The sequence below is a fragment of the Nonomuraea sp. NPDC004702 genome (genome assembly GCF_053601695.1).
Genome location: NZ_JBSGCE010000046.1, coordinates 15,548 through 36,242, shown reverse-complemented (window position 1 = coordinate 36,242; position 20,695 = coordinate 15,548). Strand labels below are relative to the sequence as shown.

The following is a 20,695-nucleotide window of genomic DNA, read 5'->3' as shown; positions in this document are numbered from 1 at the left end:
ACCAGTGCAGTGCAACATCCAGCCCACGGTTGTGATAGCCGAACGGATCGAGGCCCATAAGGCTGCGATCTTGGCACAGCTGTGCGGCGAAATTGAAGAATCAACTTCCGGGGCCGCTCCCGGCGAGTGCGCGGAGTTGGCGGAAGAGCTCCTCGACCTGATGGTGGCCCGGCTCAAGGCCAGTACGGACCGTTCTCCCGGGGCCCTGGCCGGGGCGACGGACGGCGGCCGCGGCGATGCCCGGGAATGGCGGCGAATTTCCCGCGACCTGCACGATCGGGTGGGCCACGAGATCAGCGTGGCGAGCCGGCAGCTGGAGCTCGCCGAAATCGGTCACGCACGTGGTACGGACGGTTTCCCGGTGCATGTGAAGGAGGCGAAGGCCGCGCTGCTGAGAGCCCACCAGGAAATCCGCGACGTCATATCCGACCTGCGCGTTCACGCCCATTGGCCGGGAATGGAGCAAGCGCTTGTGCGGCTGATGACGACCATTGTGGACCCGCGGCTGGAGCATCGAATCACCCTTATCGGCGATGTCGAGGGCCTGCCTCCGCGCATTCGGGACGAGTTATTCCTGATATTACGCGAAGCCATTACCAACAGCATCTCCCACGCGGGCGCCGACCTGCTCGAAGTGTGCGTCAAGATTGCGCACGACCGGATCACAGCAATTGTGCGGGACAACGGCCGGGGTTTCTCGGGCTGGCGCGCGAAACAGGGGAACGGCCTGACCTCCATGCGCGAGCGCGGGGTCGCTCTGGGCGGCCTGGTGACCATAGAGAGCACCCCCGGGAAGGGCACCGAGGTCGTCTTCCGTGCCCCTGTCCGGCCTGTCCGGGACGAGCGGCCGAAGGAAACATCGGATGCAAAGAGAAGGCAGCATTGACGTCCTCATCGCCGACGACCACACGATCCTGCGGGAGACGCTCAAGCAGACGCTGGAGCTCGAACCCGACCTTCGTGTCGTCGCCACCGCGGGGGACGCGCGCGCGGCGGTGAAGTCGGCCGAGGCGCTGCGGCCGGACGTCGTGGTGCTCGACGTGGAGATGCCCGGCGACGGCGTCGTGCGCACCACCACCCACATCCACCGGGTCTCGCCCCGGTCCCGCGTCATCGTGCTGAGCATGTACGACGACCCGGTGCTGGTGCAGGAGCTCATCGCCCACGGCGTGCGCGGCTACCTGCTCAAGAGCGTCGGCCGGGAGGAGCTGGTGCAGGCCATCCGCGGCGTCTGCGCGGACGCCGAGCGCGTGGTCCTGTCGGTGTCGCGGGAGAGCCTGATGATGTCCGGCCGGCCGCGCGCCGGGAAGCTGTCCGAGCGGGAGCTGAGCGTGCTGTCCCTGGCCGCCCAGGGCCTCAGCAACGCCCAGATCGCCACCCGGCTGATGATCGCCGAAGGCACGGTCAAGCGTCACCTGCGCAACATCTTCACCAAGCTCGACGCCACCTCCCGCCTCGACGCGGTGAACAAGGCCATGGCCGCCTCACTGCTGACGCTCTGACGCCTCCTCCGCCATGGCCGCGTCACCGCTGACGCTCCGACGCCTCCTCTCCGGGGACCAGCCAGAGCGTCGCCAGCGGCGGCAGCAGCACCTCGGCGACCGCACCCCCCTCCGGGCAGGTGACCGAGCCCAGGTTGCCGAGGTTCCCGCCGCCGTAACAGGCGGCGTCGGTGTTGAGCGCCTCGTGCCAGCGCCCGCCGGAGGGGAGCGCCAGCCGGTGCCCGTGCCGCGGCACCGGCGACAGGTTGCTCACGCACACCAGCGGCGCCCCCCACCGGTCCCAGCGCACGAAGGAGTAGACGCTGGAACCGGCGTCGTCGGCGTCGATCCAGGTGAAGCCGCCGGGGGAGCAGTCCAGCCGCCACAGCGCGGGGGTGGCGGCGTAGCGCCGGTTCAGGTCCCTGACCAGGTCGCGCACCCCCTTGTGCCGCGGGTCGCGCAGCAGCGCCCAGTCCAGCTCGCGGTCATGGGACCACTCGCCGCGCTGCGCGAATTCCTGGCCCATGAACAGCAGTTTCTTGCCCGGATGCGCCCACATGAAGGCCAGGTACGCGCGCAGGTTGGCCAGCCGCTGCCACTCGTCGCCCGGCATCTTCCCGGCCAGCGAGCCCTTGCCGTGCACCAGCTCGTCATGGCTGAGCGGCAGCACGAAGTCCTCGGCGTACGCGTACGTCAGCCCGAACGTCAGCGCGTGATGGTGGTACGGCCGGTGCACCGGGTCGCGCCGCATGTAGCCGAGCGTGTCGTGCATCCAGCCCATGTTCCACTTGAAGTCGAACCCCAGCCCGCCGGCGGACGTCGGCCGGGTCACCCCCTCCCACGCCGTGGACTCCTCGGCGATCGTCAGCACCCCGGGACAGCGCCGGTGGACGGTGTCGTTCAGCTCCCGCAGGAACGCGATCGCCTCCAGGTGCTCCCTGCCGCCGTGCGCGTTGGGCCGCCAGGCGCCGTCCGGGCGGGAGTAGTCCAGGTACAACATCGAGGCGACGGCGTCCACGCGAAGGGCGTCGACGTGGAACTCCTCGCACCAGTACAGGGCGTTGGCGATGAGGAAGTTGCGCACCTGCGGGCGGCCCAGGTCGAAGGTGAGCGTGCCCCAGTCGGGCTGCTCGCCGCGCAGCGGGTCGGGGTGCTCGTACAGGGGGCCGCCGTCGAAGCGGGCCAGCGCCCAGTCGTCGCGCGGGAAGTGCGCGGGCACCCAGTCGAGTATCACCCCGATCCCGGCCAGGTGCAGCGCCTCGACCAGGGCGCGGAAGTCGTCCGGGGTGCCGTAGCGGGAGCTCGGCGCGTAGTAGGAGGAGATCTGGTAGCCCCACGAGCCGCCGAAGGGATGCTCGGCCACCGGCATGAGCTCCACGTGGGTGAAGCCCATGCCGCGCAGGTACCCGGGAAGCTGCTCGGCCAGGTCGCGGTAGGTCAGGCCGCGCCGCCAGGAGCCCAGGTGCAGCTCGTACACGCTCATGGGCGCCTCGCGGGCCGGGCCGTCGCCGCGGGCGGCCAGCCACGCGCCGTCGCGCCAGCGGTGCCGCGAGGTGAAGACCACCGAGGCGGTGCGCGGCGGGTGCTCGGCCGCCAGGGCCAGCGGGTCGGCCTTGCGCCGGGTCCGGCCGTCCGCGCCGGTGATGTCGTACATGTACCGGCAGCCGTCGCCGGCCCCGGGCACGAACAGCTCCCACAGGCCGCCGCCAGGCGCCCGGCGCAGCGCGTGCCCGGCGCCGTCCCAGCCGTTCAGGTCGCCCACCAGCCGCACCTCGCGCGCGCCCGGCGCCCACACGGCGAACGAGACGCCCGCCACGCCGCCCACCGTCCGGGTGCGCCCGCCCAGCGCCCGCCACAGCTCCTCGTGCCTGCCCTCGCCGATGAGGTGCAGGTCCAGCTCGCCCAGCACGGACGGCCCCCCGCCGGTCAGGACGTCCATCACCGCTCCACCGTCAGGATGTGCGCCGGCTGCCTGGACGGGTCCAGCCGCACGAAGTTGCGCGCCCCCCACTGGTAGACCTCGCCGGTCAGCTCGTCGCGCACCCGGAAGGACGGCCCGAGGTCGGGCAGGTCCAGTGTCACCGTGGCCTGCCGCACGTGGTGCGGATCGAGGTTGACCACGACGATCACGGTGTCCTCGCCCGCCTGCTTGGCGAAGCAGAGCACGGCGTCGTCGTCGGCGTGCTGGAAACGCAGGTTGCGCAGCAGGCGCAGGGCCGGATGGCGGCGGCGGACCCGGTTCAGCGCGGCCAGGAAGGGCGCCAGCGTGCCACCCGCCGACCAGTCGCGCGGCCGGTACTGGTACTTCTCCGAGTCCTTGTACTCCTCGCTGCCCGGCGCGGCCGGCTCCCGCTCGCACAGCTCGAACCCGGCGTACACGCCCCAGGTCGGGGAGGCCGTCGCGGCCAGCGCGGCCCGCACCCGGAACGCGGCCGGCCCGCCCTCCTGCAGGTAGGCGTGCAGGATGTCCGGCGTGTTGACGAACAGGTTCGGCCGCATGTACGCCGCCGCCTCCCCGGCCAGCTCGCCCAGGTAGCTCTCCAGCTCCGGCTTGGCGTTGCGCCAGGTGAAGTAGGTGTAGGACTGCTGGAAGCCGACCGCGGCCAGCGTGTGCATGATCGCCGGTCGGGTGAACGCCTCGGCCAGGAAAACGACGTCCGGGTCGGTGCGGTTGATCTCGGCGATCAGGCGTTCCCAGAAGAACACCGGCTTGGTGTGCGGGTTGTCCACCCGGAAGATCCGCACCCCGTGGCCCATCCAGTGGCGCAGCACCCGCAGCGACTCGGCCAGGATGCCGCCGGGGTCGGCGTCGAAGCAGATCGGGTAGATGTCCTGGTACTTCTTGGGCGGGTTCTCGGCGTAGGCGATGCTGCCGTCGGGCCGGTGCTCGAACCACCGCGGGTGCTCCCGTACCCACGGGTGGTCGGGCGAGCACTGCAACGCGAAGTCCAGCGCCACCTCCAGGCCCAGCTCGGCAGCCCTGGCCACGAAGAAGTCGAAGTCGTCGATCGTCCCCAGGTCGGGGTGGACGGCGTCGTGCCCGCCCGCCGCCGAGCCGATCGCCCACGGTGAGCCGGGGTCGTGCGGCCCGGCGATGGGCGAGTTGCCCGGCCCCTTGCGGTTGGTCCGGCCGATCGGATGGATCGGCGGCAGGTAGACCACGTCGAAGCCCATCGCCGCGACGGCGGGCAGCCGCTCGGCCGCGGTCCGGAAGGTGCCCGAGCGCGGCGGGTGACACCCCGTGGGGTCCACCACGGCGCCCTCGGAGCGGGGGAAGAACTCGTACCAGGCCCCGTACAGCGCCCGTTCCCGCTCCACCAGCAGCGGCAGGTCCTCACCGGCCGTCACGTGGTCGCGCAGCGGCCGGCGGGCCAGCGTCCGCAGCACCGGCTCGGCCAGCGCGATCGCCAGCCGCGCCTCGGGGTCCAGCTCGCCGTCGCGCAGCGTCGCGGCGGCCACGCGCAGCAGCCGGGCGTCGGCGGGCGGCACCTCGGGCTGGGCGGCGGCCCTGGTCAGCAGCCGGGCGCCGGCCTCCATCGTGACGGCCACGTCGATCGCGGCGGGGATCTTCACCTCGGCCACGTGCAGCCAGGTCGCCACCGGGTCGCTCCACGCCTCCACCCGGAACGTCCACTCGCCCTCCCGGTGGGCGGACACCTCGGCCGCGTACCGGTCGGAGCCCTGGGAGACGGCCGCCATCGGGATCCATGCGGCCTGCTTGCCGTCGGGGTCGGTGAGCACGACGTTCGCGCCCACCACGCCGTGCCCCTCCCGGAACAGCGTCGCCGACACCTCGAACGGCTCGCCCGGCACCGCGCGCGCGGGCCGGCACCCGCCCGCCACGACGGGCCGGACGCCCACGACGGGCACGCGGCCCGCGGCGATCTCGGAGATCTCGGTCAACACCAGCGTCTCAGTCATGTCTCACGCGTCCTGCAGGTCGGCGATGGTCTCGAACGAGGTGCCGGCGGCGGCCTCGCAGTGCGCCGGCACGGTCAGCCCCGGGTACACCGTCACCCCGGACAGCCGCACGCCGGCCTGAACCGTCACTCCGTTGCCCAGCGCGCTGTAGCCGCTCAGCACGGTCACGCAGTCCACGAACGACTCGACGGTGACCATCGTCCCCACGTGGGTGTCGGTGAGCCGCGCCCAGGGGCCGATGATCGCGCCGTCCAGGCAGGCCACCCGCTGCAGCCGGCACCCGGTGTGCAGGTCGACGCCGTCGCCGATCGCGGAGTCGGAGACGACCACGCCGGGGCCGATCTCGACGTCCCGGCCGATGTGCACGTTCGGCCCGATCCTGACCAGGCCCGCGCTGATCTTCTCGGCCAGCGTCATGCCCGACGTCGCGTCCCGCTGGCGCAGCGAGGACTCGTGGATGCGCACGTTGCCCGGGTAGGCCCGCAGCATGCCCTTGAGCACGTGCGGGTAGCCGCCGCTCAGCGCGTCGGTCAGCGTGCCGAGATAGTCGCGCAGGTTGCCCAGGTCGCCCAGCTTGGCGATGGGCGCGATGCCGACCCGGTGCCCGGCCTCCACCAGCCACGGGAGCAGGTCGTGCCCCCAGTCGAGCCGGTGGCGGGCCAGCTCGGCCAGCGCCGGCTCCCCGGCCAGCTTCCGCAGCCGCCCGCAGTCGACCAGGTAGAGCCCGGCGTTGACGGGCACCCGGGCCGGGTCGGCGGCCAGGGCGTGCACCTCGGCCAGCGGTGGTTTCTCCACGAAACGCCGGATCTGCCCGGACGCGTCCGTGACCATCGTGCCGTACTTGCCCGCCACCTCCTCGGCCGGCCGCTCGACCACGGCCACGGTGACCACCGCGTCGCTGTCGCGGTGGCGGCGGACCAGCTCGTCCAGGTCGAACTCGAACAGCGAGTCGGTCGGGAAGACCAGCGCCAGGCCGTCGAGCTCCCAGTAGTCCAGGCTGCTCAGCGTCGCCTCGCCGGAACCGGTGTTGGTCCAGTCCATCCGGGGCCGCGAGTAGCGCACGCGCACGCCCAGCCCCTCGCCGTGGCCGAGCACGTCCTTGGCCTGGTAGCGGTTCTCCCGGCCGTTGGCGATCAGGTAGAAGTCGCTGACCCCCTGGTCGCGCAGGGCCATGATCTGCCATTCGATGACCGGCCGTCCGGCGAAGCAGACCGTGGCCTTGCTCCGCAGGTGGCCGGGGGCCTCCAGGGTGAGCGGCCGGGCCCTGAGACCCTGTCCGCCCGCCAATGCGATTCCGGCGATCTCGTTCATTGTCCGTACTTCCCCGTGGGTGTCCTACGTAGAGCGATCATGGTGATGTCGTCGAACTGCTCGGCGGACCCGATGTGCGCGCTGATCTCCCGTTCGAGCCTGTCCAGCAGGTCGTCCGCGCCGGTGGCGGGCTGCGAGACGAGGGTCAGCATGAGCTCCTCGCTGAAGAAGCGGCCGGACTCGTCCCTAGCCTCGGGCACGCCGTCGGTGTAGGCGAACAGCAGGTCCCCCTGGTCCAGGTGGGCCCTGCCGACCTCGAAGACGGAGTCGGGCACCAGCCCCAGCGCCGGCCCGGTGGGACGCAGCAGGGTGTGGCCGCCGCCCGCGTGGCGGATGATGGGCGGGTTGTGCCCGCAGTTGATGTAGACCAGCGCGCCGGTGACCGGGTCGAGCACGCCGAAGAACAGCGTGGCGAAGTAGCCCTGGCGCAGGTGGTTGGCGGTCAGGTAGTCGTTGGTCGCGATCACCGCGCGCAGCAGCGGCGTGGCGTCGTCCTGGACGGTGTCGGCCTCGCCGGTCCCCACGTGCGCGGCGGTGTGCCGCAGCAGGGTCCTGATCAGGGCCATGAACAGGGCGGCGCCGACGCCCTTGTCGCACACGTCGGCCACCACCAGCCCGATCCGCGACCCGCCCAGCAGCTCCAGGGCGTCGTAGAAGTCCCCCGCGACCTCCCTGGCCGGCTGGAACCGGACGGTGAGCTGCCAGCCGGCGCGGGCCGGCAGCGCGTCGGGCAGGAAGCCCGCCTGGATCTCCCGCCCGATCTGCAGCTCGCGCTCGTACTTCAGCAGCGCCTCCTCCTCGGCGCCCGGGAAGCGGCCGAACACCTGGCCCGCCCGCAGCCTGCGGTGCAGCAGCTCCGGCACGAAGGGCGGGACGACGTAGTCCAGCCCCGCCAGCACGTGCGGTTCGAGCTGACGCAGGTCGCCGTCGGTGAACGCGACCACGACGGGCGGCCGCGCGCCGGCCTGGACGACCCGCGTCACCTCGCGCACGACCTCCACGTCGAGGCTCGCGTTGACCAGCAGCAGACCGGTGGGCGGAGGCGCCTCGGCCAGCAGCTGCTCGGGGGTGCGCCTGGCCACGGGAGCGCCGTCGGCGGCCAGCAGCAGGCACAGCTCTTCCGCTGCTGGTGATGGGCCACTGACGACGAGGGTCACCTCCGCATCCATCGGTACCTCCTAGACGCGGTTCATGATGATGGTCGTCTGGTTACGACCCGAGCTGTACTCGTAGCGGACCTGGTCGGCGACCGTACGGGCCAGGTAGACGCCCAGCCCGCCCGGCCGCCGCTCGCCCAGCGGCCGGTCCAGGTCGGGAACGGCCTCGTAGGCGGTCGGGTCGAACGGCGGCGCCGAGTCGGCCAGGCGCAGCCACACCCGGCCCGGCTCCACCCCGCCGGTCAGCTCCAGCTCGCCCGGCCGGTCGCGGTGGCCGTGGGTGATGATGTTGACGATCAGCTCCTCGGCGGCCAGCCGCAGCCAGTGGGCGCGCGTGCGGGTCAGCCCGCCGAGCGCGCTCAGCGTCTGCACGTAGGCCATCAGCTCGTCCAGCGACTCGGGCTCGGCGGGGCGCCTGAGCCGCTCCATCGCCTGCCTACTCGGGGATCGCATCGCTGAAGTCCACGCTGTGGTGGAAGCCGACCAGCCGGATGGTCTGCTCGATGGCGTCGTTGGCGCCGACCAGCACGATGCGCACGTCGTCGGCCAGCTTCTGCCGGGCGAACACCAGCCCGCGCAGCCCCGCCGAGGACATGTAGCTGAGCTGCGACATCTCCAGCACCAGCAGCTCGGCCGCGGCCTCGGCCGCGCGCTCCACCTCCCTCCTGAAGGTCTCGGCGGTCAGGGCGTCCAGCTCGCCCTCCAGCGTGATCAGTGCGGTGCTGCCGTCGTGGGTCAGGATCGCGTTGAACGACATGGGATCTCCTTCGGGGATTTCAGTGAGGGGCGCGGCCGACCAGTGCGACCGCGGCCCGCGGGCCGACGACGATCCGCCGCTGGTCGGCCAGCGGCGGCTCCTGGCCCGGTGAGTGGACGTCGCCGGGGGCGGCGGCCGCGGTGTCGGCGAACAGGTGCCACACCGCGTCGTCCGGCAGGGCGGGCAGCTCCAGCTCCCGCGCCTGCCAGTGGGTGTTGGCGGCCAGGTACAGGTGCTCCGCGCCGCCGCCGGCCGCCGGGCCGCTGCGCAGCATCGCCACCAGCGTGCTGTCCGGCGACCAGTCGGGCTCGCCGGCCCGCTCGCCGTGCCAGGACACCTGCGGCAGCCCGCCGGCGCCCTCGTCGCCGCACGGGTGGCGGCGGTCGCGCACCATCGGGTGCGCGGCGCGGAAGGCGACGCACTCGCGCACGAACCGCAGCAGCTCGCCGTTGCGCTCGGTCAGGCCCCAGTCGAACCACGACAGCGGGCCGTCGTGGCAGTAGGCGTTGTTGTTGCCCTGCTGGGTGCGGCCGACCTCGTCGCCGGCCAGGATCATCGGGATGCCCTGGCTGAGCAGGAGCAGCAGCATCGCGTTCCTGGCCTGCCGCCCGCGCAGCGCCAGCACCTCGGCGTCCTGGGTCGGGCCCTCGGCGCCGCAGTTCCAGCTCTGGTTGTCGTCGTTGCCGTCGCGGTTGTCCTCGCCGTTGGCCTCGTTGTGCTTGCCGTCGTAGGCGAACAGGTCCGCCAGCGTGAACCCGTCGTGGCAGGTGACGAAGTTGACCGAGGCCAGCGTGCCGCGGGAGGCGTACAGGTCGGGCGAGCCGACCAGCCGGGTGGCCAGCTCGCCGGCCGAGCCGGGGGCGGCCTTCAGGAAGCGGCGCAGCGCGTCGCGGTAGCGGCCGTTCCACTCCGACCAGCGCTGGTAGCCGGGGAAGGAGCCCACCTGGTACAGGCCGCCCGCGTCCCACGCCTCGGCGATCAGCAGGCAGTCGCGCAGCAGCGGGTCGTGGGCCAGCGTCTCGATCAGCGGCGGGTTGGCCAGCGGCGCGCCGTCCTGGCCGCGGTCCAGGATCGCGGCCAGGTCGAAGCGGAAGCCGTCGATGTGGTACTCGCCGGCCCAGTAGCGCAGGCAGTCGAGCACGTAGTCGCGCACCACCGGGTGGTTGCAGTTGAAGGTGTTCCCGGTGCCGCTGAAGTTGTAGTAGTAACCCTCCGGCGTGAGCATGTAGTAGGTGGCGTTGTCCAGGCCGCGGAAGTGGATGGTCGGGCCGTTCTCGTTGCCCTCGGCCGTGTGGTTGAAGACCACGTCCAGCACCACCGCGATCCCGGCCCGGTGCAGCTCCTTGACCAGGTTCTTGAACTCGTCGGACTGCATGCCGTACCGGCCGGTGGCCGCGTAGCCGGCCTTGGGCGCGAAGAAGCCCAGCGTCGAGTAGCCCCAGTAGTTGTACAGGCGCTCGCCGGTGACCGGGTTGACCCGGCTCATGTCGAACTCGTCGAACTCGAAGACCGGCATCAGCTCCACGCAGTTGACGCCGAGCGCCTTCAGGTAGGGGATCTTCTCGATCAGCCCGGCGTACGTGCCCGGCGCCGACACCCCCGAGGACGGGTCCGCCGTGAAGCCGCGCACGTGCAGCTCGTAGACGACCAGGTCCTCCGGCGCGACGCGCAGCGGCCGGTCCTCCTCCCAGTCGAAGTCGTCGGAGACCAGCACCGACCGGTAGGGGTAGGGGTCGTCCCAGTCCACCTCGGCGCCCCACACGTCCCGGCCCGACATGACCCTGGCGTACGGGTCGGCCAGGATCCTGGCCGGGTCGAACCGGTCGCCAGGGGCCGGCGTCTCCGGGCCGGTGACGCGGTAGCCGTACTCGACGCCCTCGTGGTCCAGGCCGAACACGGTCATGGCCCACACGCCGCCGATCCGGTACTCGCCGGGGAAGGGCAGCTCGGCGAACGGCTCCCGCTCGCCGCGCCGGAACAGCACCAGCGACACCGCGCTCGCGCCGCTGGAGTAGACCGAGAAGTTCACCCCGCCGGGCACCAGCGTGGCGCCGAACGGCATCGGATGGCCCGCCCGCACCCCGAACCCGGCCAGCTCGGCCGTCGGGAAGGAGTCGATCCGGCCCGGCACGCCCTGCGTCTCCACACTCATGTGGCCTCCTCCCGCGGCTCGGCGGCCCGGACGATCTCCAGCGCGTCCGCCACGCAGTCGGCGACGACGAAGAAGCGCAGGAACCCGGTCGCCGCCATCACCCCGCGCAGCTCGTCCGACAGGCCCACCAGGGCGATGAAGCTGTCCAGGGTCCGCGCCTGCCGGTAGACCAGCAGCATCGTGCGCAGGCCCGCGCTGGACAGGTAGCTGACGCCGGTCAGGTCGAGCAGCACCGGCCGGCTGTCCGGCAGCAGCGACAGGATGCGCTCCTGCGCGGCCGGGGCCGACCTGCTGTCGAGCTGGCCGGTGAGCCCGATCACGGTGACCGGGCCGATCGTGTCCGTCGTGATCTCCATGGCCGGCACGCTCACTCCTGCACCGGGGTCAGCGTCACCTTGACGCGCAGCGCCTCGGTGGACTCCGGCAGCTCCACGGTCATCGCCACCGGGTCCAGCACCTCGTACGGCTTGCCGTCCACCTCGGCCTCGGTGAGCAGCACCCGCCCGGCCGGCAGCAGGTCGGGCGCGACGCGCAGGATGCGCTCGGCGTCCGGGCCCGGCTTGAAGTGCAGGGTGAGCGGCTGCCGCGTGACCAGCAGCCGCGTGTAGACGGTCGCCAGATAGCACAGCTCGGAGGAGTGGTACATGCTCATCGAGTGGCTGCCCTTGAACCGCTCGGTCCCGAGCAGGTACGGCAGGCCGTTGGCCAGCACGTTGAAGTAGACCGCGCCCTCGTCGTGGTCGAGGAAGAAGGCGTTGTAGAAGGCCGCCGCCTGGCGCGCCTGCTCCAGGTGGTCGTCACCGCCCAGCTCGCCGGCCACGATCAGGTACGCCAGGATCGCCTGCTCCTGCTGCCACCACGCCTTGCGGTCGTGCCAGGCGAAGCGGTGCCACCGCTGCCCCTCGGACCGGTGCCGCTCGACGACGTCGTACCAGCCGCCGCGCTGCTGGTCGCTGCCGACCGCCGGCATGGTGCGGGCCAGGTGCTCGGCCAGGTCCCGGTAGGCGTCCTTGGGGCGGGCGCCGTGCATGCGCATGAGGTTCCAGGCGATCTTCAGGTTGTGCCCGACGACCGCGCGGTCCTGCTGCCAGCTGTGCGTCAGGTCGTGGCTCCAGTCGTCGTGGAAGCGCTCGTTGACGAACGGGCTCGACGGCTCGGGGAAGTGCTCGACGATCGTGTCGAAGGTGCGCTCCAGCATCTCCAGGTGGCGCTCGTCGCCGGTGGCCAGGTAGTAGTTGATCAGGTAGGCCGGGGCGTGGTCGCCGATGGAGTTCCAGTTCTTGCGCGACTGGTTCGGCCCGAGCGACTCGTGGTGCGGGCTGAGCAGGATCGGGTCGACGTGCGAGTAGTAGCCGCCGCGCCGGTGGTCGCGGAAGAACTTCTCGAACAGCCGCAGCGTGGCATTGACGTCGGAGGCGATGCGCTTGTCGCCGGTGACCCGGTAGGTCTGCGTCGGGCCGGCCAGGGCGTAGATCTGCTCGTACATCGGGATGGCGTCGTAGTCGTCGCCGAACTCCGAGGTGAACAGCTTCTTCTCGTGCTCGCCGTCCACCTTGATGCCGTGGTACCAGTACACGACGTCGTTCTCGGGGTCCACGAAGCGCATGTGCTCGCGCAGGTAGCGGGTGCCGCGCTCGGCGACCTCCAGGTAGGCGTCGTCGCCGGTCAGCAGGTACGCCGAGGCCATGCCGTACACCAGCCGCGAGATCGTGTCGGTCTCCTGCACGTGGCTGGCGGTCTTGTCGCCGCCCAGGCGCAGGATCGTCCGGTAGTCGCGGAAGTCGACCGGGCCCTGCCCGAACTGGGCGCGGCGGTAGAACGCGGCGATCTCGTCGAGCTGGTTGATCCACCAGTCGGGCTGCTCGAACCGGTACTCGCCGGAGCCGCGGCCCAGGAAGATCAGCCGCTTGGCCGAGAAGACCGGCTCCTCGCCCTCGGGGTAGAAGATCCCGTAGACGAACAGGTGGCGGCCCGGCGTCAGCATGTCGCGCACGTGGTCGCCCGCGTCCACGTACGGCTCGCCCAGGTTGCGCAGCACCTCGGCCGAGACCTCGCCGTCCAGGCGCACCTCGACCGTACGGCCGTCGATGGTCGCCAGCCGGAAGGAGCCGGAGCCGGCGTCGAACCGTTCGACCCGCCCGGCCACGGTGTCCATGAAGGTGAAGTTCATCGTTGCTCCTACAGCGTCTCGGCGAGCTGGCCGATGATGGTGTGGGCGAACAGATGGCAGTGGTACACGCTGCGCCCGGTGATCAGGTTGCCGTCGATGACCACGTCCTGGTCCACGTACTCGGCGCCCATGTTCCGCACGTCGCCCACGAGGTTGTTGTGCGCGACGACCTTGCGCCCGCGCATCGTCTCGGGGGCGGCGGCCATCAGCCACAGGCCGTGGCAGATCACGCCCGTGATGATCGAAGGCTCCTCCAGCGCCCGCCGCACGAACGCGGTGGCCGGCGCCAGCCGGTTGACGTCGTCGGTGAAGCGCAGCCGGTCCGAGACGATCCCCGAGGGCACGATCACCGCGGCGTAGGAGCGCAGCTCACGGTCGCTGATGCCCTCGAACCCGCGGTCCACGGTGAACGGCACCCGCCACTCGTGGCCGGTGAAGGTGATCGACGGCTGCCCCCACAGGCGGGTCATGAAGTGCACCTCGGCGCCGGCCTCGGCGAAGCGCCGCTCGTAGTAGAAGATCTCCGGCTCGACGTAGTCGCTCTCCATCAGGACAGCGATCTTGCGGCCGTTCAGCGCCGCGCCGGCCCGTGGCTCGATGCCGCTCACAATGGCCTCCCCGGTTCGGTGACGAGGTCGATGAGGAAGGGGCCGTCGTGGCCGAGCAGCCGCTCGACGGCCTCCTCGATCTGGTCGGCCTTCTCCACCCGCAGCCCGTCCACGCCGCAGCCTCTGGCCAGGTCGGTGAACTGGAGGTCGGGGTAGGAGAGGTCGAAGGAGCGAGGAAAGCGGTGACCGGGGATGCCCCGGCCGCGCCAGTACTCCTCGATGTTGTTGTCCAGCAGCCGGTAGCTGTGGTTGTTGCAGATCACGAACTTGGCGGCGATGTCGTACCGGACGGCGGTGGCCAGCGCCTGGAAGGTGTACATGCTGCCGCCGTCGCCGGTGAAGCCGATCACCGTGCGGTCCGGACGGGCGAGCTTGGCGCCGATCGCCCCCGGGATGCCCACGCCGAGCGAGCCGCCGCGGGTCAGGAACCAGCTCCCCGGCCCGCGCGGCGGGAAGTAGGAGCCGATCACGCCGGAGGCGGTCAGCCCCTCGTCGAAGACGATCACGTCCTCGGGGGCCCGCGCCGCCAGCTCGCGCATGAACGCGTTGAGTATCGAGTCCTCGGCCGGCGCCGGGCGCGGCGCCGCCGTCCGGCGGGCCAGCCGGGCCGCCGCCGCCCGCTGGTCGGCCTTGCTGAGGGTGCCCTCCAGCTCCGCCGACAGCGCCGCCAGCGTGAGCCGGGGGTCGGCCACCAGGCCCAGCGTGACCGGGTGGTTCTTGGCGATCTCGTACGAGTCCAGGTCGATGTGCACGATCCGCGCGTCCTCGCCGAACGGGCTGCTCAGCGACGGGAACACCTCGGGGAACAGGTACGTGCCCACCACCAGCACGGCGTCGGCGTCCTTGACGGCGTCCGCGCTGACCTGGCCGAACATGTGGCCGAGCTGGCCGCGGAAGAGCGGGTGCCGGCCGTCCATGTTCGCCTCGGAGAACTCCACGCCCCACACGTCCGCGCCGAGCTGCTCGGCCACCCGGGTCAGCTCCGCCTGCGCGCCGGAGACCGACACGCCGTCGCCGGCCAGGATGATCGGCGACCGGGCGCCGGACAGCAGCCCGGCGGCCCGGCGGACCAGCTCGGGGGCGGGCAGCGCGGCCGAGTGCGGCACCACCGACGGCTGGACCGGCTCGTGGTTGGGCTGGTCCAGCACGTCGAGCGGGAGCGCCACGAACACCGGGCCGCGCGGCGGCGTCATCGCCATCTTGACCGCCCGGCGCAGCACCCGCAGCACCGAGCCCGGGTCGATCACGCGCATGGCGTGCTTGGTGACGGGCCGGGCCATGGCCACGAGATCGGCGGCCATCTGGGCGTCCATCGCGTCGTAGCCGACCCCGGCCTCACCGGCGACCACCACCAGCGGGGAGTGCCCCCGCTTGGCCTGGTACAGCATGCCGATCGCGTTGCCCAGCCCCACACCGCTGTGGAGCTGCAGCAGCGCGGGGCCGCCCGTGGCGCGGGCGTACCCGTCGGCGATGCCGGCCGCCACCGTCTCCTGCAGGGTGAGGATGTAGTGGAAGTCCTCGAAGCCCTCCAGCGCGTCGAGGAAGCCCTGCTCGACCGTCCCCGGGTTGCCGAACATGTACGTGATGCCGTCGCTGAGGAACTGCTCGATGATCGCGGTGTTGCCGTCCCTGGCCATGGCCCGCCATCACCAGCCGAAGCGGCGCAGGCCGCCCTCGAGCACTTCGACGATCTTCTGCCCGGTCAGGAACGAGTCGGGCGTGGAGCGTCCGGTGACGAACGGGAAGTCCACGATGACCGAGGTCTCCCTGCCGAAGTTGCCGATGTAGCGGCCCTCCGGCCCGGTGGCGTCCCGCAGGATGTACTCCAGCGGGTACGGCGGCGGCCCCATGTTGAAGTCGGGCACGCCGAGGAACCCGGTGCCGTCCTTGTAGTCGTACTCCTTGCAGTGGCCGGTGACGCGCTTGCCCCAGATGATGCTCTTGCGGTCCTCCCAGTCGCGGGCGAAGGCCAGGCAGGCCACGCCGTAGCACTCGGCCGCCACCGGCTTGCCCGCCCGCACGAACGCGAGCACGATCTCGTGCACCCGCTCGTTGTTGGCCAGGTCCACGATCGGCCCGCTGCCGCCCACGATCAGCACCGCGTCGTAGGGCACCAGCTCGGCCTCCAGCTTGGCCACCGCCCGGTGGTAGGACTCCAGCCGGCGCAGGTAGTCGGGGCTGCTGGTGTAGGGACGCTCGGGCGCCCAGGCCGACAGGTTGAGCGGGTTGGCCAGGCGGCCCGACTCGTCCAGGTCGCGGGTCAGCTTGGCCACCTCGGGCGTGGTGACCGAGCGGCCGAGCGGCGGGTCGACGTAGTCGGGGTCCATGCTGGGCGGCAGGGCGTGCGGCTGCTTGCCGGTCGGCGTGGCGAACACGACGTCGTAGCCGCGCTCGTCGAAGGCCGACAGCGGGCCGACGAGCTCCTCCCCCCAGTAGCCGAACTCCGAGAGGATCACGAGAACGCGCTTGGTCATGCCGACTCCCCGGGGATGATCCAGTTTTCCTTGCAGGTCATGGAGAACACGTGGGCCGGGTCGGCGATCGCCTCCAGCTCCGGCTTGACCCGGCGGGCGTGGTGGGCCGAGGCCAGCGCGGCGCGCAGCGCGTCCACGTCGTCGAACCAGAGCTGGTCCACGGCGTCGAAGCCGGCCTCGCCGAAGGTGTACGCGCCGTCCACGGTGTGGCAGTGCAGGTGCCTGCGCAGGCCCGGCAGCCCGGCCACCGCGGCGGCGTAGGACTCCAGGGACTGCTTGCGGTAGGTGTCCAGCGGCAGGCCGGGCCGCCGCTTGATCAGCGTGGTGACCTTCACCCAGCTGTCCGGTCGCGGCTTGGGGCCGGGCACCAGCTCGTGGGCGACGGTGTCCACCACGATCGTCGACCAGAACGCCGCCCAGTTGGGCTCGTCCAGCCGGGCGCCCTGGAGGAACTCCTCGCTCTGCAGCGAGGCGAGCTGCTCCTCGGCGCTGGCCAGCCAGATCTCGGCGATGCCCTGGTGCGGCAGCGCCGGCCGGCCCACGTCGCCCTCGAAGGGGATGCGGGTGTCGACCAGGTACTGCCTGATCTGCTTGATCTTGCTGGCGAACTTCACCGCGTGCACGTTGACCCAGTAGTCCTGGAACTGCTGGGCGGTGAAGCCGGGCTTGGGGGCGCCGAAGATGAACTGGTGGATCATCGCGTGGCCTCCTGTCGGGCCGGGAGGAAGTCCGCCGCGACGAACTCGGCCGCGCGCTCGCCGATCATCACGGTGGTGGTGTGGGGGTTGGCCGAGACGATCGTCGGCATGATCGAGGCGTCGGCGACGCGCAGCCCCTCGACGCCGCGCACCCGCAGCCGGGTGTCCACCACGGCGAGGCTGTCCGAGCCCATCTTGCAGGAGCCGGCGAAGTGGTAGTACGAGCCGACGTTCTCCACCACCCAGGCGCTGAGCTGCTCCCGGGTGCGCACGTCCGGGCCGGGCGCGACCTCGGTCAGCCCCCAGTCGCGCCGGAAGGCCGAGCTGGCGTAGATGTCGCGGGCGATCTGCACCATCGTCACCGTGCGCTCCAGGTCCGAGCGCTCGGCGAAGTAGTTCGCGCTGACCCGCGGGTAGGCCGTCGGGTCGGTGCCGGCCAGCCGTACGCTGCCCCGTGACAGCGGGCGGACCAGCCCTGGCAGGGTGAGCACGATCTTCGGGTCGACCAGCTCGCGCACCGGCGTGAGCGGCTGCCCGGTCTCCACCCGCTTGATGACGTTGGCGAAGAACTGGTCGCCGAACGGCGCCCGGTGCACCAGGCAGATCTCCATGTCGGGCACCGGCAGCCCCGGCTCCGACCCCCAGAACAGGCCGACCTCGGTGACCTGCCCGCGCGGGTCGGGCGCGGCCTCCTCCATGTACCCGATCGGGCCGATGACCAGCGGGTGGTCGTGGAAGTTGGCGCCCACGCCGGGCAGGTCGGCGACCACCGGGATGCCGAGCGCGGCCAGCGCCCCGGCCTCGCCGATGCCGGACAGCTGCAGCAGCTTGGGCGACTGGATCGCGCCCGCGCTGACGATCACCTCGTGCTCGGCCCGGACGGTCCGCAGCTCGCCGTCCTTGAGGTACTCCACGCCCACGCAGCGCTCGCCCTCGAACAGCAGCCGGGTGGCCAGCGCCCCCACCTCGACGCTCAGCCGCTCCAGCGCCGGCTCCAGGTAGGAGGCGCGCACCCCGCAGCGGGTGCCCTTGTCGACGTCGATGTCGACGTGGTGCCAGCTGACGCCGAAGCTGTCGGCGTTGAAGTCCTCGACCTGCGGGTAACCGAGCTCCACGCAGGCGTCCACGAACGTCTGGGAGACCGGGTTGCCCATGTCCCGGGCGTTGACGATCTTGATGGGGCCGTCGTGGCCCGCCGTGGGGTTGGTCGTGTCCCGCTGGCCCTCCAGGCGCTGGAAGTAGGGCAGGACGTCGGCGTAGGACCAGCCGGGGCAGCCGTCGTAGGCCCAGGCGTCGAAGTCCGCCGGACGGCCGCGCGTGTGGATCATGTGGTAGACGTTCGAGGTCCCGCCCAGGCCGCGGCCCGCCGCCGAGTAGACCTGGCGTCCGCCGAGCCCCGGCTGCGGCTCGCTCATGTACGCCCAGTCCAGCTCGGTCAGCAGCACCTCGTTCCACCGGCTCGGGTCCTCGACCGCGTCCGTGACCTTCGTGTCGCCCGCCTCCAGGACCAGCACGCTGGCCCCGGGCAGCTCGCTCAGCCGGGCGGCGACGACCGATCCGGCCGTGCCGCCGCCGACGACGACGAAGTCGAAGCTCTGTGTCATCTCAGCTCACCTCCGCGCCGATGCGGCGACCAGGTCGGCGGCCTTCTCGGCGATCATGATCGTGGCCGCGTTGGTGTTGCCCCGGGTGATGACCGGCATGACCGAGGCGTCGGCCACGCGCAGCCCGTCCACGCCGCGGACCCGCAGGTCGGGCCCGACGACCGCCTCGTCGTCGCGGCCCATCCGGCAGGTGCCGGCCGGGTGCCACACGGTCGAGGCGCTGGCCCGCACGTACTCGGCCAGGGCGGCCGGGCTCGTCACGCCGGGCCCGGGGGCCAGCTCCCGCCCGCGCAGGGAGTCGAAGGCGGCGTCCGAGACCAGCTCCCTGGCCAGGACGACGGCCTCGGTCAGCAGCCGCAGATCCGCGGCGGCCTCCAGGTAGTGCGGGTCGACGAGGGGACGCAGCGGGTCGCCGGGGCGCAGCCGCACCTCGCCCCTGCTCTCCGGCTGCAGCAGGATCGGCGCGAAGGTGAACCCCGGGCCGTCCGTCCTGTACCGGTCGTCGATGAACTGCACCGGGCCGAAGAAGAACTGCAGGTCCGGCCCGTCGCCGCCCAGGACGTTGGTGAACAGCCCCGCCTCGGCCAGCAGCTCGGGGAAGGGCAGCTCGCGCAGGCTCTCGTAGCCGATGCCGAACAGCACGTGGTCCTGCAGGTTGCGGCCCACGCCCGGCAGGTCGGCGACCACCTCGACGCCGTGCTCGCGCAGGTGCGCGGCCGGGCCGAGGCCCGAGCGCAGCAGCAGCGCCGGCGAGCCCAGCGCGCCGCAGGCCACGACGACCTCCTGCGCGGCCGTGGCCCGGTGCGTACGGCCGTCCTTGACGTACTCCACGCCCGTGGCCCGGCCGCCCTCGACGGTGAGGCGGGTGACCACGGCGCCGGTCTCCAGCGTGAGGTTCGGCTCGCCGAGCACCGGCCGCAGGAACGCCTCCGACGTGCTGGAGCGGCGGCCGTCCTTGTCCCGGGTGGACTGGTAGAAGAAGGCCAGGCCCTCCTGCCGGGGGCCGTTGTAGTCGCCCGTGCCGTCGGCGCGGCCGCGGGCGATCGCCGCCCGGACGAAGGCGCGCGAGGCGTCCGACGGCGAGCCGTAGTCCACGACCTTCAGCGGGCCGCCGCCGCCCCGGTACTCCGGCGAGCCGCCCGGGTAGTCCTCCGAGCGCCTGAAGTAGGGCAGCACGTCGTCGTAGGACCAGCCGTCGTTGCCCAGCGCGGCCCAGCCGTCGAAGTCGCGGCGGTTGCCCCGCACGTACATCATGGCGTTGACCGAGCTGCCGCCGCCCGTCACGCGGCCCTGCGGGATGGGCACGACGCGGCCGCCCAGCTCCCGCTGCGGGGTGCTGGCGTAGTCCCACACGAACTCCGGCGAGCCCCACATCGACGTCATCGACGGGACGTCGGTCCGGTGCACGCACTCGGCGTCGTCCGGGCCGCCGGCCTCCAGCAGCAGCACCCGGCAGCCCAGCGCGTCCAGCAGCCGCCTGGCCAGGACGCAGCCGGCGCTGCCCGCGCCCACCACGATGTAGTCGTAGGCGCTCACGACGGCTCCAGCAGCCGGGCCCGCTCCAGCGCGGGCAGCAGGTCGCCGACCAGGAACTCCAGGTAGTGCTGGCCCCACATCGTCCGCCAGAGCGGGAAGGTGGCGTCGAAGGCGTCGCCGCGCAGGTCGGCCAGGCGCTCCTCCAGCTCCCACACCACGCCGTTGAAGTCGTCCTCGGAGAACGGCAGCCCGTGCTCGGCCGCGGCGGCGACGACCTCCGCCTTGCTCTTCGCCTTCAGCGACTCCAGCACGTCGGCGCGCGAGCCCGCCAGGCGCAGGAACGCGATCAGGTTCGTCCCGCTCATGCCACCGGCCGCCTCTCGTCGGCCGCGAACCCGCGCAGCTCCTGCTCGCCGAACCTGGCCACCACGTGATCGAGCAGGTAGTCCAGGTAACGCCTGCCCCACATGTGCCGCCAGAGCGTGCTGCCGCCGTCGACGGACTCGCCGTCCTTGGCGACGATGACCTCGATCTCCAGGGCCCCGACCACCGACACCAGCTCCTCGGCGGTGAACCGGAAGCCCTCGTCGGAGGCGTGGAACAACAATTGACTGAGATTTCTCGCGCTATACTCAGCGCGTCTTTGCGGATTCTCCCGGAGGTCGCCGAGGAATCTCACGAATTCGCTCTTCGCCATTGGCACCACCATTTCGTCCGGCGCTACGGATGAATCATGTTCAGCCGCCGGAAAACGCGTCAACGCGCCGCCCGGCGGTGACCGGGCGGTATGGAGGTAGCCGGTCCCATTCCGTCAAGTCCGAACCCGCATTCACCGGAATTCCGGCGAATGCACTTGACTTGGATCGCGCTCGAAGGGCGACAATGA

At 71.7% G+C, this 20,695-nt stretch carries 19 protein-coding genes; 2 read left to right on the top strand and 17 right to left on the bottom strand.

What is annotated here, in order from left to right; translation table 11 throughout:
* Nucleotides 1-4 precede the first annotated feature (4 nt).
* Nucleotides 5-886: a sensor histidine kinase gene (locus ACWEJ6_RS39115; protein WP_397157765.1), complete on the top strand. Its 882-nt coding sequence runs from the start codon at nucleotides 5-7 to the stop codon at nucleotides 884-886.
* On the top strand, nucleotides 864-1,502 hold the full coding sequence (locus ACWEJ6_RS39110; RefSeq protein ID WP_358297574.1) for a response regulator transcription factor: 639 nt from the start codon (nucleotides 864-866) through the stop codon (nucleotides 1,500-1,502). Before ACWEJ6_RS39115 ends, ACWEJ6_RS39110 begins: the two co-directional genes overlap by 23 nt.
* A gap of 22 nt (nucleotides 1,503-1,524) precedes the next feature.
* On the opposite strand, the gene glgB is transcribed toward ACWEJ6_RS39110, so the two are convergent.
* Genes glgB through ACWEJ6_RS39025 form a run of 17 tightly spaced genes read right to left on the bottom strand, consistent with a single transcriptional unit; the run spans nucleotide 1,525 to nucleotide 20,416 of the window.
* A complete protein-coding gene (glgB, locus tag ACWEJ6_RS39105) occupies nucleotides 1,525-3,420 on the bottom strand; it encodes a 1,4-alpha-glucan branching protein GlgB (protein WP_452430441.1) in 1,896 nt (631 codons plus the stop codon).
* A complete protein-coding gene (locus ACWEJ6_RS39100; RefSeq protein WP_387682311.1) occupies nucleotides 3,420-5,402 on the bottom strand; it encodes an alpha-1,4-glucan--maltose-1-phosphate maltosyltransferase in 1,983 nt (660 codons plus the stop codon). The genes glgB and ACWEJ6_RS39100 overlap by 1 nt, the downstream gene beginning before the upstream one ends.
* A 3-nt stretch (nucleotides 5,403-5,405) precedes the next feature.
* Nucleotides 5,406-6,713 carry an NDP-sugar synthase gene (locus tag ACWEJ6_RS39095; protein WP_358297565.1) on the bottom strand — a complete coding sequence of 436 codons (1,308 nt, stop codon included), beginning with the start codon at nucleotides 6,711-6,713 and terminating at the stop codon, nucleotides 5,406-5,408.
* Complete coding sequence (locus ACWEJ6_RS39090) at nucleotides 6,710-7,882, bottom strand: PP2C family protein-serine/threonine phosphatase (RefSeq protein ID WP_358297562.1); 1,173 nt, start codon at nucleotides 7,880-7,882, stop codon at nucleotides 6,710-6,712. Before ACWEJ6_RS39090 ends, ACWEJ6_RS39095 begins: the two co-directional genes overlap by 4 nt.
* A gap of 9 nt (nucleotides 7,883-7,891) precedes the next feature.
* Nucleotides 7,892-8,323: an ATP-binding protein gene (locus ACWEJ6_RS39085; RefSeq protein ID WP_452430438.1), complete on the bottom strand. Its 432-nt coding sequence runs from the start codon at nucleotides 8,321-8,323 to the stop codon at nucleotides 7,892-7,894.
* A complete protein-coding gene (locus ACWEJ6_RS39080; RefSeq protein WP_352329001.1) occupies nucleotides 8,307-8,627 on the bottom strand; it encodes an anti-sigma factor antagonist in 321 nt (106 codons plus the stop codon). Before ACWEJ6_RS39080 ends, ACWEJ6_RS39085 begins: the two co-directional genes overlap by 17 nt.
* 19 nt (nucleotides 8,628-8,646) lie before the next feature.
* Complete coding sequence (gene glgX, locus ACWEJ6_RS39075) at nucleotides 8,647-10,779, bottom strand: glycogen debranching protein GlgX (protein ID WP_452430436.1); 2,133 nt, start codon at nucleotides 10,777-10,779, stop codon at nucleotides 8,647-8,649.
* Complete coding sequence (locus ACWEJ6_RS39070; protein WP_352363731.1) at nucleotides 10,776-11,135, bottom strand: STAS domain-containing protein; 360 nt, start codon at nucleotides 11,133-11,135, stop codon at nucleotides 10,776-10,778. The genes glgX and ACWEJ6_RS39070 overlap by 4 nt, the downstream gene beginning before the upstream one ends.
* An 11-nt stretch (nucleotides 11,136-11,146) precedes the next feature.
* Nucleotides 11,147-12,949 (bottom strand): AGE family epimerase/isomerase, encoded by a 1,803-nt coding sequence (locus ACWEJ6_RS39065; RefSeq protein WP_452430434.1) that lies wholly within the window; start codon nucleotides 12,947-12,949, stop codon nucleotides 11,147-11,149.
* Nucleotides 12,950-12,957: 8 nt separating this feature from the next.
* The gene (locus ACWEJ6_RS39060; RefSeq protein ID WP_397157748.1) at nucleotides 12,958-13,557 is read right to left on the bottom strand and encodes a DJ-1/PfpI family protein; all 600 of its coding nucleotides are present in this window, start codon (nucleotides 13,555-13,557) and stop codon (nucleotides 12,958-12,960) included.
* Nucleotides 13,554-15,194, bottom strand: a complete 1,641-nt coding sequence (locus ACWEJ6_RS39055; protein WP_452430431.1) for a thiamine pyrophosphate-binding protein — start codon at nucleotides 15,192-15,194, stop codon at nucleotides 13,554-13,556. Before ACWEJ6_RS39055 ends, ACWEJ6_RS39060 begins: the two co-directional genes overlap by 4 nt.
* Before the next feature lie 9 nt (nucleotides 15,195-15,203).
* Entirely contained in the window at nucleotides 15,204-16,031 is an 828-nt protein-coding gene (locus tag ACWEJ6_RS39050) for a type 1 glutamine amidotransferase domain-containing protein (protein WP_357981149.1), read from the bottom strand.
* On the bottom strand, nucleotides 16,028-16,729 hold the full coding sequence (locus ACWEJ6_RS39045; RefSeq protein ID WP_452430429.1) for an EthD domain-containing protein: 702 nt from the start codon (nucleotides 16,727-16,729) through the stop codon (nucleotides 16,028-16,030). The genes ACWEJ6_RS39050 and ACWEJ6_RS39045 overlap by 4 nt, the downstream gene beginning before the upstream one ends.
* Nucleotides 16,726-18,333, bottom strand: a complete 1,608-nt coding sequence (locus tag ACWEJ6_RS39040) for a GMC family oxidoreductase (RefSeq protein ID WP_452430427.1) — start codon at nucleotides 18,331-18,333, stop codon at nucleotides 16,726-16,728. The genes ACWEJ6_RS39045 and ACWEJ6_RS39040 overlap by 4 nt, the downstream gene beginning before the upstream one ends.
* Before the next feature lie 6 nt (nucleotides 18,334-18,339).
* Complete coding sequence (locus tag ACWEJ6_RS39035; protein ID WP_452430425.1) at nucleotides 18,340-19,869, bottom strand: GMC family oxidoreductase; 1,530 nt, start codon at nucleotides 19,867-19,869, stop codon at nucleotides 18,340-18,342.
* On the bottom strand, nucleotides 19,866-20,174 hold the full coding sequence (locus ACWEJ6_RS39030; protein ID WP_452430423.1) for a Nif11 family protein: 309 nt from the start codon (nucleotides 20,172-20,174) through the stop codon (nucleotides 19,866-19,868). Before ACWEJ6_RS39030 ends, ACWEJ6_RS39035 begins: the two co-directional genes overlap by 4 nt.
* Entirely contained in the window at nucleotides 20,171-20,416 is a 246-nt protein-coding gene (locus tag ACWEJ6_RS39025) for a hypothetical protein (RefSeq protein ID WP_352363715.1), read from the bottom strand. The genes ACWEJ6_RS39030 and ACWEJ6_RS39025 overlap by 4 nt, the downstream gene beginning before the upstream one ends.
* Between the last annotated feature and the right edge of the window lie 279 nt (nucleotides 20,417-20,695).

What these genes read in the sequence shown, in the direction of transcription:
- ACWEJ6_RS39110 (WP_358297574.1), top strand. Translation starts at nt 864, where the DNA reads ATGCAAAGAGAAGGCAGCATTGACGTCCTCATCGCCGACGACCACACG.
- ACWEJ6_RS39085 (WP_452430438.1), bottom strand. Translation starts at nt 8,323, where the DNA reads ATGCGATCCCCGAGTAGGCAGGCGATGGAGCGGCTCAGGCGCCCCGCC.
- ACWEJ6_RS39045 (WP_452430429.1), bottom strand. Translation starts at nt 16,729, where the DNA reads ATGATCCACCAGTTCATCTTCGGCGCCCCCAAGCCCGGCTTCACCGCC.
- ACWEJ6_RS39090 (WP_358297562.1), bottom strand. Translation starts at nt 7,882, where the DNA reads ATGGATGCGGAGGTGACCCTCGTCGTCAGTGGCCCATCACCAGCAGCG.
- ACWEJ6_RS39055 (WP_452430431.1), bottom strand. Translation starts at nt 15,194, where the DNA reads ATGGCCAGGGACGGCAACACCGCGATCATCGAGCAGTTCCTCAGCGAC.
- ACWEJ6_RS39100 (WP_387682311.1), bottom strand. Translation starts at nt 5,402, where the DNA reads ATGACTGAGACGCTGGTGTTGACCGAGATCTCCGAGATCGCCGCGGGC.
- ACWEJ6_RS39080 (WP_352329001.1), bottom strand. Translation starts at nt 8,627, where the DNA reads ATGTCGTTCAACGCGATCCTGACCCACGACGGCAGCACCGCACTGATC.
- glgX (WP_452430436.1), bottom strand. Translation starts at nt 10,779, where the DNA reads ATGAGTGTGGAGACGCAGGGCGTGCCGGGCCGGATCGACTCCTTCCCG.
- ACWEJ6_RS39095 (WP_358297565.1), bottom strand. Translation starts at nt 6,713, where the DNA reads ATGAACGAGATCGCCGGAATCGCATTGGCGGGCGGACAGGGTCTCAGG.
- glgB (WP_452430441.1), bottom strand. Translation starts at nt 3,420, where the DNA reads ATGGACGTCCTGACCGGCGGGGGGCCGTCCGTGCTGGGCGAGCTGGAC.
- ACWEJ6_RS39065 (WP_452430434.1), bottom strand. Translation starts at nt 12,949, where the DNA reads ATGAACTTCACCTTCATGGACACCGTGGCCGGGCGGGTCGAACGGTTC.
- ACWEJ6_RS39070 (WP_352363731.1), bottom strand. Translation starts at nt 11,135, where the DNA reads ATGGAGATCACGACGGACACGATCGGCCCGGTCACCGTGATCGGGCTC.
- ACWEJ6_RS39030 (WP_452430423.1), bottom strand. Translation starts at nt 20,174, where the DNA reads ATGAGCGGGACGAACCTGATCGCGTTCCTGCGCCTGGCGGGCTCGCGC.
- ACWEJ6_RS39040 (WP_452430427.1), bottom strand. Translation starts at nt 18,333, where the DNA reads ATGACACAGAGCTTCGACTTCGTCGTCGTCGGCGGCGGCACGGCCGGA.
- ACWEJ6_RS39050 (WP_357981149.1), bottom strand. Translation starts at nt 16,031, where the DNA reads ATGACCAAGCGCGTTCTCGTGATCCTCTCGGAGTTCGGCTACTGGGGG.